The sequence below is a fragment of the Mesorhizobium sp. WSM4850 genome (genome assembly GCF_055811735.1).
Genome location: NZ_JBVVPV010000090.1, coordinates 1 through 8,149, shown reverse-complemented (window position 1 = coordinate 8,149; position 8,149 = coordinate 1). Strand labels below are relative to the sequence as shown.

General features: G+C 58.8%; 12 protein-coding genes and 3 pseudogenes. 8 read left to right on the top strand and 7 right to left on the bottom strand.

From position 1 onward, the window contains the following. Positions 1-207: 207 nt before the first annotated feature. The 6 genes and pseudogenes from queC to AC0L2Z_RS34315 all read right to left on the bottom strand — a co-directional run bounded on the left by queC (position 208) and on the right by AC0L2Z_RS34315 (position 2,974). Positions 208-945: pseudogene (gene queC / locus AC0L2Z_RS34340) on the bottom strand (7-cyano-7-deazaguanine synthase QueC). A gap of 4 nt (positions 946-949) precedes the next feature. Then, a pseudogene (gene queD / locus AC0L2Z_RS34335) lies at positions 950-1,304 on the bottom strand (6-carboxytetrahydropterin synthase QueD). Next, a pseudogene (locus AC0L2Z_RS34330) lies at positions 1,301-1,822 on the bottom strand (radical SAM protein); the annotation flags it as partial. The pseudogenes AC0L2Z_RS34330 and queD, both read right to left, overlap by 4 nt. A gap of 515 nt (positions 1,823-2,337) precedes the next feature. After that, a complete protein-coding gene (locus AC0L2Z_RS34325; protein ID WP_473630509.1) occupies positions 2,338-2,493 on the bottom strand; it encodes an iron-sulfur cluster assembly scaffold protein in 156 nt (51 codons plus the stop codon). Beyond that, entirely contained in the window at positions 2,490-2,627 is a 138-nt protein-coding gene (locus AC0L2Z_RS34320; RefSeq protein ID WP_473630507.1) for a hypothetical protein, read from the bottom strand. Before AC0L2Z_RS34320 ends, AC0L2Z_RS34325 begins: the two co-directional genes overlap by 4 nt. Positions 2,628-2,653: 26 nt before the next feature. Then, the gene (locus tag AC0L2Z_RS34315; RefSeq protein ID WP_473630506.1) at positions 2,654-2,974 is read right to left on the bottom strand and encodes a HesB/IscA family protein; all 321 of its coding nucleotides are present in this window, start codon (positions 2,972-2,974) and stop codon (positions 2,654-2,656) included. Positions 2,975-3,220: 246 nt separating this feature from the next. Between AC0L2Z_RS34315 and AC0L2Z_RS34310 the strand changes: the two genes are divergently transcribed. The 6 genes from AC0L2Z_RS34310 to AC0L2Z_RS34285 all read left to right on the top strand — a co-directional run bounded on the left by AC0L2Z_RS34310 (position 3,221) and on the right by AC0L2Z_RS34285 (position 7,039). Further along, positions 3,221-4,066 carry a type 1 glutamine amidotransferase family protein gene (locus AC0L2Z_RS34310; RefSeq protein WP_473630505.1) on the top strand — a complete coding sequence of 282 codons (846 nt, stop codon included), beginning with the start codon at positions 3,221-3,223 and terminating at the stop codon, positions 4,064-4,066. A 303-nt stretch (positions 4,067-4,369) separates the two neighbouring features. Continuing rightward, complete coding sequence (locus AC0L2Z_RS34305) at positions 4,370-4,672, top strand: helix-turn-helix domain-containing protein (protein WP_473630504.1); 303 nt, start codon at positions 4,370-4,372, stop codon at positions 4,670-4,672. Positions 4,673-4,780: 108 nt separating this feature from the next. Then, positions 4,781-5,506 carry a helix-turn-helix transcriptional regulator gene (locus tag AC0L2Z_RS34300; RefSeq protein WP_473630503.1) on the top strand — a complete coding sequence of 242 codons (726 nt, stop codon included), beginning with the start codon at positions 4,781-4,783 and terminating at the stop codon, positions 5,504-5,506. A gap of 100 nt (positions 5,507-5,606) precedes the next feature. Continuing rightward, positions 5,607-6,239, top strand: coding sequence for an acyl-homoserine-lactone synthase (locus AC0L2Z_RS34295; RefSeq protein WP_473630508.1), 633 nt, complete (start codon positions 5,607-5,609; stop codon positions 6,237-6,239). After that, on the top strand, positions 6,148-6,747 hold the full coding sequence (locus tag AC0L2Z_RS34290; RefSeq protein ID WP_473630502.1) for a transcriptional regulator domain-containing protein: 600 nt from the start codon (positions 6,148-6,150) through the stop codon (positions 6,745-6,747). Before AC0L2Z_RS34295 ends, AC0L2Z_RS34290 begins: the two co-directional genes overlap by 92 nt. Next, positions 6,653-7,039: a DNA -binding domain-containing protein gene (locus tag AC0L2Z_RS34285; protein WP_473630501.1), complete on the top strand. Its 387-nt coding sequence runs from the start codon at positions 6,653-6,655 to the stop codon at positions 7,037-7,039. The genes AC0L2Z_RS34290 and AC0L2Z_RS34285 overlap by 95 nt, the downstream gene beginning before the upstream one ends. Positions 7,040-7,069: 30 nt before the next feature. Here AC0L2Z_RS34285 and AC0L2Z_RS34280 read toward each other — a convergent pair whose 3' ends face one another. Further along, positions 7,070-7,321 (bottom strand): DNA -binding domain-containing protein, encoded by a 252-nt coding sequence (locus tag AC0L2Z_RS34280; RefSeq protein WP_065012453.1) that lies wholly within the window; start codon positions 7,319-7,321, stop codon positions 7,070-7,072. 127 nt (positions 7,322-7,448) lie between these two features. On the opposite strand from AC0L2Z_RS34280, the gene AC0L2Z_RS34275 reads away from it, so the two are divergent. Both AC0L2Z_RS34275 and AC0L2Z_RS34270 read left to right on the top strand, forming a co-directional pair. Then, entirely contained in the window at positions 7,449-7,661 is a 213-nt protein-coding gene (locus AC0L2Z_RS34275; protein ID WP_065012446.1) for a helix-turn-helix domain-containing protein, read from the top strand. 290 nt (positions 7,662-7,951) lie between these two features. Next, the coding region (locus AC0L2Z_RS34270; RefSeq protein ID WP_473630500.1) for a helix-turn-helix domain-containing protein at positions 7,952-8,149 on the top strand (198 nt) is incomplete at its 3' end.

Here is an 8,149-nt window from a genome sequence, read left to right as displayed (position 1 = left end):
AAGGATAACAACCGCAGCCTGCTCGCCATGGTGCTGAACTCCCCCACCAAACAGCACCACGCGAACGGCGAAGATCATCAAAGTCGATCGTATGGAACAGCCCTTCGAAACGGCATTTAAGGCGCGTACCCTGGTCGTGCTGAACACCACAAAGAGAAGGAAACGATCTATGGAACAGATTGCCACCGTCGGCCTGGATCTGGGCGCTCACGTCATTTCTTGGGCGGCCACGGGTGCATCTTTGCAGGATCGGAATTGCTCCCCTCCTGCTGCGCGAAGATTACACTCGACGCAGGTCCCGCAACCGAAAACCCAGCTATGTCTATGCTCGCGGTCTCCGCTATAGCAGGTGTGGCTTCCTTCGCAGATGAGCTTCACTAGCGCCTCGCCGCCCAGCCAATCCGCCAGCGCCCAGGTCTGCGCCTTGTCGAGCCGCATGAGGGGTGTGTGAATGACGAAACGCGTCTCCATTCCAAGGTTCAGGGCAAGTTACATCGCTTTAACTGCGTCATCTCGACAATCCGGATAGCTGAAACGATCCGTCTCGGACACGCCGATCACGAGGTGTTTCGCGCCCATCCGGTAAGCTATCGCGGCCGCAAATCCGAGGAACAGAAGGTTGCGGCCAGGCACGAAGGTATTTGTTAGACCGTTCGCGTTCAGTGCGATCTCGACGTCGCGCGTGAGCGCGGTACCACTGATTTGGCCGAGCACGGCCATGTCAATCATGTGGTCCTCGCCTAGTCGCCCACGCCAGGCCGGAAAGTCTGTTCGAATGCGCTCGAGCAGGTAGGGCCGCACATCGAGCTCGATCCGATGCCGCTGCCCATAGTCGAAGCCGATTGTCTTGACGCGCTCGAAGTTCTCGAGCGCCCAAGCCAGGCAGGTTGTCGAATCCTGGCCGCCGGAGAAAAGGACGAGTGCGGTTCCCGGATCTCGTTGCATCGGGTCAACCCTCGTATTCAGCCCAGCACAGCGGTGTCTCATAGACTGTTACCGAGCACATTTGGCCAAGAAGCGGCTTGGTTTGGTTCCAGATCCAGACCGCAATGTTTTCCGCGGTCGGATTTTCGAGACCCTCAATCTGATTCAGACACTGATGGTCGAGACGTTGCAGCAGCGGTCCGAACACAGCCTCGACATCGAAGAAATCGACGACAAAGCCCGTATCTGGATCGACGGGCCCTTCCAGACGCAGTTCCACAACGGTATGAGTGGCCACGCATGCGGTGACAGCGGTGGGTTTCTGGCACCCGCGGAAGACAATGCGCTGCCTCGAAGGTGAAAGCTTGCGTAATTTTCATGGGATCCCGAGAAATTTGTGGGTTTGAAGGCTCAAGCGCCAACGTGGGTTGGCAAGACAATAGGCCACTGCGGCGGCCGTATTCGCCTCGCGCTCGGGCCCATCCATCGGCTGAAGCAAAAGGTGCTCAACGCGAGAACTTCGAAATGTTCGGGCTCCGCGCCAATCTGAGGATACAAGCTTTAGCTCGTCCCCTGCCATGACCACGAGGCGTGTATTGCATTTCGGACTGACGCACAGCCAGTCGATGGCGGCGGGTGTGGGGATGGTACCGTTGGTCTCCACGGCAATTTCAAACGCCAAGGAATGCAGCGCTCCTAGGAGTTCTTCATCGATCTGGAGGAGGGGTTCCCCTCCAGTGAGCACGACAAGACGCTGCCCAGTTCCCGACCCGCGCCAGGCTTGTTCGACCGCCAACGCAAGCTCCCGTGCGGTGGCAAAATGTCCGCCACCGGGGCCATCTACCCCAACGAAATCGGTGTCGCAGAATCCGCAGAATGCTCTTTCCCGGTCGCCTTCACGTCCCGACCAAAGCTTACAGCCGGCGAAACGACAAAATACGGCAGCCCGCCCGGCATTCGTCCTTCACCTTGAAGGGTGTAGAAAATTTCCTTGACCGCATATGACGTTGCTTAAGCGGCCTTCGAGTGAGCAAGGGAGCATCTCTGCTGGCCTACGACACGCGGCAAAAGGTGGGAAATGTCCCACTGCACGTTTTGCAGCCCGTTCCACCGTCGAGGCCGATACCGAAAACCCACTCGCCCGAACTCCACGCAGAATTACGTTTCAGCGGAGGAAGGCTGCGGGGAAGGGTCTCTGGCTCCTCGAAGCCTATCACCACGAGAGACGCCTCTATCACGTCGCTCATGGCGATGATGCCTTGACGAGGACGAGGCGTGAGAATCCTGGTGTCTCCTCGAAAGCCTGCCTCACAGCACGGAAGAATTCGCTCATCAGCCGCAATCCGCGCTCCAGGATGAGGCGGTCGAGCGATGAGTATGTCGTGTGCGGCGGCAGGGCGCCGAGAAAATCCGCTATGTCCTGATGGTTGATCTGAAGGGCTTCATCGATCGTCTTGCCAACATGAATTCGGTAGACGCCGAGGAAGCGGTTATTGTCGAACCGCGGCCGAAGGTCTGGAACGTTGCGGCGGTGATCGTCTCGGTCTTACGATCGAAACCCATCGTCAGTTTAAGCCGATCGCCGCAGGCGACTGCGCCGGCCTCGCCGGCCGCATTTGGGGTCCCAAAGCGCCGACATTGTTCCGGTCGATGAAATAGAGCTTGTCGCTGAAGTGGTAGACGTTGTCGGTGTCATCCCGCATTGCGCCGATCCTTGTCCTGATGGCGGCTAGCCGAAGGACTTGCCGCAGGCGCATTTGTCCCGCGCATTGGGATTGTCGAAGACAAAGCCCGAGGACTCCAGGTCCGTGACGAAGTCAACGGTCGTGCCGGCGAGATGGGGCTGGGAACTTGCGTCGACGAACACCTTGACCCCGTTCGCCTCCATGATGGCATCCCCCTCGCGCGAGACGCTTTCCAGACCCATCAGGTATTTGAAGCCGGCGCAGCCGCCCGCCTCGACCATGATGCGAAAGCCTTCCGCCGGTTCGTCAGCGCGGGAAAGCGCGGCCTTGACGGCAGCGACGGCGTTTTCAGTGAGTGTGATCATGGGACTATTTTCTTGCTGATCCGTTCGCGAGCCACGCTGCACAGAATGTGCCAGAGAGGAAATTCGATCAAAACAACTGGTTAGCGGATTTGGCGCCCTGTCTCACATCCAACAATTGTCGGATGTCGGACAGACTGAAACCGTGCATACAGAAGCGGCATTGGACACATCGCCAGTGTCGTCGCCTGAGCCAACGTTTTCGATTATATGAATGTTGACCAGTGTAAGGGTGGGAATTCTTAAGTCGTGCTGCGCTCCAAAAGCCGCGCCTTCGTCACCACACAGTGCGATGGCGAGCACCGGGTTGTCGATTACCGCGTCGATCGCGCCTTCTCGAACGCGCCATCGATTCTGCGTCGGCTCGTAGATGCCGAACGCCACTCGCGTGCTCGGCCCGTGGCCTGCAGGGCGGCCGCCACCTCGCGAGGGCCGACTGAGGCATTGCAATATGCCGTGAAGCCAGGAGGTGGGCCAACGCGCCGCCCAGGGAACAGCGCAATCACCGCCACGGCGGCCACGGCCACGATTAGAGGCCGCGGTCAGTTCCAGTTCTGCCGCCAATTCGCGGTCTGGCTCGTCCGCGTTGCGAAAACCTCGTACCAAACACTCCTTGAATTGCCGAGACTATATCACGGCAAAGGCAATGAGGTGTTTTCAGAATTGACTTCTTGGTGCTTTTCTCAGCCATGTTTCCAGACGTCTGGGCGATACAAACTTACACGGGATGACGGAAGTCACGGTAGCGCGCAGCGATACGGGTTCCTGTTAGTCGAAGACTTTGCCCTGATGTCCGCCGCCTCTGCAGTCGAACCGCTGCGGGCTGCCAACCTGCTCAGCGGGCGGCAGCTTTACGATCTCAGCTTAATCTCGGCCAAGGGCGGGTGGATGCGCAGTTCCGTCTCTGGTGCATTCGAAACAGTGCCTATTTCAGAAGCAGCCAGTGAATTCGATATTCTGTTCGTTGTGACTGGCGGCAATCCGCTGACCTATCGCGACGACAGGATTCTGGCTGGCTGCGCCGTCTCGCCCGGTCGGGAGTGCCCTTGGGCGGGATCTCAGGCGGAGCGGCCATCTTGGCTGCCGCCGGTGTGATAGCGGCACGCCGGTTCACATCCACTGGCAACACGTCGATGCGATACGGGAGATGTACCAAGGCGCTCATCGAGCGGCGGCTCTTCGTCATGGACTGCGACCGCTTCACTTGCGTGGGCGGCATGGCCCGCTGGACATGGCCCACGCGCTGACCGCCTCCGATCATGGTGTGGAACTGGCGCACGCGGTGAGGGACTGGTTTTCATTTACACGGGAATCCGGCAGGCCGAGGCCCGCAGCAGCTGGGATCCTGCACGGAAGTACGATCTGCACCATCCCGCGCTTGTCGCTATGGTTGAGCTGATGACGAGCCACATCGCCGACCCGCTGAGACTGGGTCTGGCCCATCTAAGCGGTATCGGGGTGCGGCAATTGGAGCGGCTGGCAACGGGACAGTTGGGACAGAGCGTGATGCAGTTCTATCGATCTCTGCGGTTGGAGAGGGCCGACGAGATCCTGCAACAGTCAAACCTTCCGCTCGTCGAAGTGGCGCTTGCCACTGGCTTTTCCAACGGCAGCCATTTCTCACGCGCCTTTCAGGCCTGTTTCGGCATGGCCCGTCACCCGACGCAAACAGCGCCGCCACGGCGAAGGTCCGGGGAGTAGTCACCGCGGTGAATTTCTCCAGCGTCTTATCTCGGAGGCGAGTCTTCTCGCCGTAGCTGCCAAGAAGCAGAAAGTCCCAGGTTTAGTTGAAAACAGCCGCAGGAGAAAATGCAGCTCGTCTTCAAAACTTTGCTGGAACAATTGTCTTTGAGCGTCGATCAGGTCGATTTGCGTGACGCACTGGCTAACGCGGTCGGCGCCTTCGACATTCGCGCATTCGCCTACCTGTCTCTGGTGCCTGATGGCGTCACAAAGCCGAGGCTGATATCGAACTATCATTCCAGCTGGACGTCGCACTACTTGCGCCACCAATATGAAAGGATCGACCCGGTCATAGGATGGGCAAGATACAGCGGATTTCCCTTCCGGTGGGGACCGGATTTCGGCTATGCCGGCATTTCAAAGCGACAGCAACAGCTTTTCGATGAGGCTGCCGAATTCGGCATCTGCTGCGGACTGACGATTCCACTTCTCGATCGCCGCGGTGGTGTCGCTGCGATGACCTTCGCGGCAGACAGGCTTCATCCGACTTTCCTGCGCATCGCCGAGCAATATAAACAGACGCTCGAGATTATGGCGACGTGCTTTCACATTGGCGTTCGCCGCAAGCTTTCGGGTGGTCTGGCGGTGGACGGCGTTTTGCTGACGCCCCGTGAGTACGAATGCCTGCAATGGACGGCGAAGGGCAAGTCCGCCTGGGAGATCGGCTGCATCTTGGGAATCAAGGAGCGCACGGCCGCTTTCCATCTGGACAATGCCAAGAAGAAGCTCGGCGTGCGCACCAAAAATCAGGCGGTGATGCTGCTGGCCTCCTCTCGATCATCAATTTTCTGAGGAACAGAATCCCTCTTTGATCCACCTGTGCAATTGCACAGGCAATCGCGGCATGAAGGTTCGCCTCCAATGGCAGGGTCATACCTGCGAGGAGACCATCATGATTGAACTTATTGCGCCCGGCTGGTGCGGCGCCTTTGCCGACGAACTTCACGAAATGCACCGCCTGCGCTACCGCGTCTTCAAGGAACGGCTCGACTGGAACGTGCGCACCACCGGCGGCTTCGAGATCGATTCATTCGATTCCCTGGAACCGCACTATCTCGTGTTGCGCGATTCCGCCGGTCGCGTCGGGGGCGGCGTACGCCTTCTGCCCTCGACGGGGCCGACGATGCTGCGAGATGTCTTTTCGAGGCTATTGGAAGGGAGAGCGGCACCCGAGGAACCGAGTGTCTGGGAAAGCAGCCGTTTCGCCCTTGATCTCCCACCGTCTGCACCGAAGGGCAGTGGGAGTATAGCTGTTGCCACGTATGAACTTCTCGCTGGCATGATCGAGTTCGGTTTGTCACGGCAACTCACCCATTTCGTCACGGTTACGGATTTGGGCATGGAGCGAATCCTGCGTCGCGCCGGATGGCCGCTGGTCCGGATAGGTAAGCCCCAGACAATCGGCACCACGCGCGCCGTTGCCGGCTTTTTGGATGTCTCAGAGGCGAGCCTTGCTGCGGTCCGCCACAATGGCGATCTTGGCGGTCCCGTGCTGTGGGCGCCTGTACTCTGCACGGGCGCCTGACATGGTTATGATAGATAATGACGCCGACGGGCCGGACTGGCAGGATGAGAAATCCTATCGCTATACGCGGCACCTGACGCAACGCGGCTGGGCCTGGGAATTCCTGCGGCGCAATCCGGCCTTCCAGCGTGACTTGAGGCACGCGCTTGAGCACGCAGAATTTGCAGAAAGGCGCTTCGGCATAGAAGTGGTGAGATCGTCGGCCGATCTGACGCGGTGGGGGCTCCTGTTCGCAAGCTCGTTGAGGCATGATGCGTTTGTGTTCTGGTGCTTCCGCCAATGCCCTCATGTTCTGCCGGTCATTGCGGAAAAGGCACTGTCGCCCGAAACGCTTTCGTTTGATCTCGTTGCCTTGCCATGTCGGGCGGCACTCGTGATCACGGCGGACGGTCGCCGGCATATCATGCTGCGAAATGCTCACCGGATTTACAACTGGTTGTGCATGGCGCGGACGTTTTGCGCCCCGTTCGGCTTTCCGTCGACGCGATCTGGCCCGCCGATCGGATGAACAGCAGTTGAATGCGTTCGAATGCCTCAATGCTCTTCACGCGACCGGACAACTTCCCGACAGGCTGTTTCCGCCCGAGGCCCGCGCCAGCCGTCTGCGCTTTGTCATCCAGGCGCTTGACGGCTCGCTAGGCGGTGCATCGCACCGTCAAATCGCAAGGGCCCTGTTGGGCCGGCAACGCGTCCAGGTCGACTGGACGGATCCGCGCAACCACCTTCGCGATCGCATTCCCCGTGCTGTCCGGCGCGGTCACATGCTCATGGATCGTGGCTATCTGGATTTCCTCGCCTGAAAGTAATTGGAATAGCTCACCTGGGGCCGGTCAGCGCGCGAACAGTTCTTTGTATCCAGTCGTAACCATCCAGTTTGCCCGATCGAGATGGCTGCGAACCGCCATTCGGGCGCGCTCAGGTTCTCGCATCGGATCGATGCCGAGGACGAGCTGCGCCATCTCGTCTTCGCTGGCATCGTCGGCGGACGCGTCCAGGAGCCTCATATAGATCGTGAAGTGCTCGTTGTCGTAAGCGGTCAGACGGTCCGACCACGGGACTTCGTCTTGAACTTTGGGTTTCATCGCGACCTCCTGCGGTTCGGGTTTGTCGTCATCGGATAGGGCAAGACATCTCCTCGTTGGGCTAATCATATCGAATAGGAACGATCGTTCCTAGAACGATAGTTCCGGTTCTGGTCCCTATCTTGCCATGGACCTCAAGGAGGTCATGGCGATCAACATGCGTCGTTTGCGCCATGATCAGGACCTGACGCAGGAAGAATTGGCTGCCCGCACAGAGCTCAGCATGCGCTATGTTGGTTCGATCGAGCGTGCTCGGGTTTCCGCAAGCGTCAGTGTGCTTGGCCGGCTCGCAAAAGCGCTTGACGTTGATCCTTGTGAGTTGATTCGGCCGCCGCAGTAACAAAGGCGATCCGGCCCATCCCGGATTGCCGAAATCGATTTTGATGGCGCGCCAGTGAACTGAGCCCACTTTCTTCGACATGGGTCTAGACCATTCGGCTTCGCTCCCTGGCGCAGCTTGCGTGACCTACAGCGCTGACCTTGAGCGATAGTCATCGTCAGATCGCATCCGGGAAGTCGCGAACTCTAACAGCAGGTAGTTCGGGCAAAGTCGATGCTCGTGCCAGTTGCTCCTAGTTTGTAGAGTATACTCCGTGGTGAAATCCTCAACAAGAGGGTGGCCTCTCGCGTATGGGAATCCGAGAGGTCTTTGCCCGCAATCTGCGTAGGCTTCGCGAGAAAAAGAAGCTCTCGCAGGAGGCGCTGGCACATGAAGCTGGTGTTGATCGAACCTACATCAGCGCTCTTGAGCGCAGTGTATATGCTGCTACCATCGACATGGTCGAGAAGCTCGCTACGGTGCTGGAGGTTGAGCCGGCAAGGATGCTC

Bases quoted from the DNA above. Each gene is read 5' to 3' on its own strand.
- AC0L2Z_RS34320 (WP_473630507.1), bottom strand. From the start codon at position 2,627: ATGCGGGATGACACCGACAACGTCTACCACTTCAGCGACAAGCTCTAT.
- AC0L2Z_RS34315 (WP_473630506.1), bottom strand. From the start codon at position 2,974: ATGATCACACTCACTGAAAACGCCGTCGCTGCCGTCAAGGCCGCGCTT.
- AC0L2Z_RS34305 (WP_473630504.1), top strand. From the start codon at position 4,370: ATGACGAGCCACATCGCCGACCCGCTGAGACTGGGTCTGGCCCATCTA.
- AC0L2Z_RS34300 (WP_473630503.1), top strand. From the start codon at position 4,781: ATGCAGCTCGTCTTCAAAACTTTGCTGGAACAATTGTCTTTGAGCGTC.
- AC0L2Z_RS34295 (WP_473630508.1), top strand. From the start codon at position 5,607: ATGATTGAACTTATTGCGCCCGGCTGGTGCGGCGCCTTTGCCGACGAA.
- AC0L2Z_RS34290 (WP_473630502.1), top strand. From the start codon at position 6,148: ATGTCTCAGAGGCGAGCCTTGCTGCGGTCCGCCACAATGGCGATCTTG.
- AC0L2Z_RS34285 (WP_473630501.1), top strand. From the start codon at position 6,653: ATGCTCACCGGATTTACAACTGGTTGTGCATGGCGCGGACGTTTTGCG.
- AC0L2Z_RS34280 (WP_065012453.1), bottom strand. From the start codon at position 7,321: ATGAAACCCAAAGTTCAAGACGAAGTCCCGTGGTCGGACCGTCTGACC.
- AC0L2Z_RS34275 (WP_065012446.1), top strand. From the start codon at position 7,449: ATGGACCTCAAGGAGGTCATGGCGATCAACATGCGTCGTTTGCGCCAT.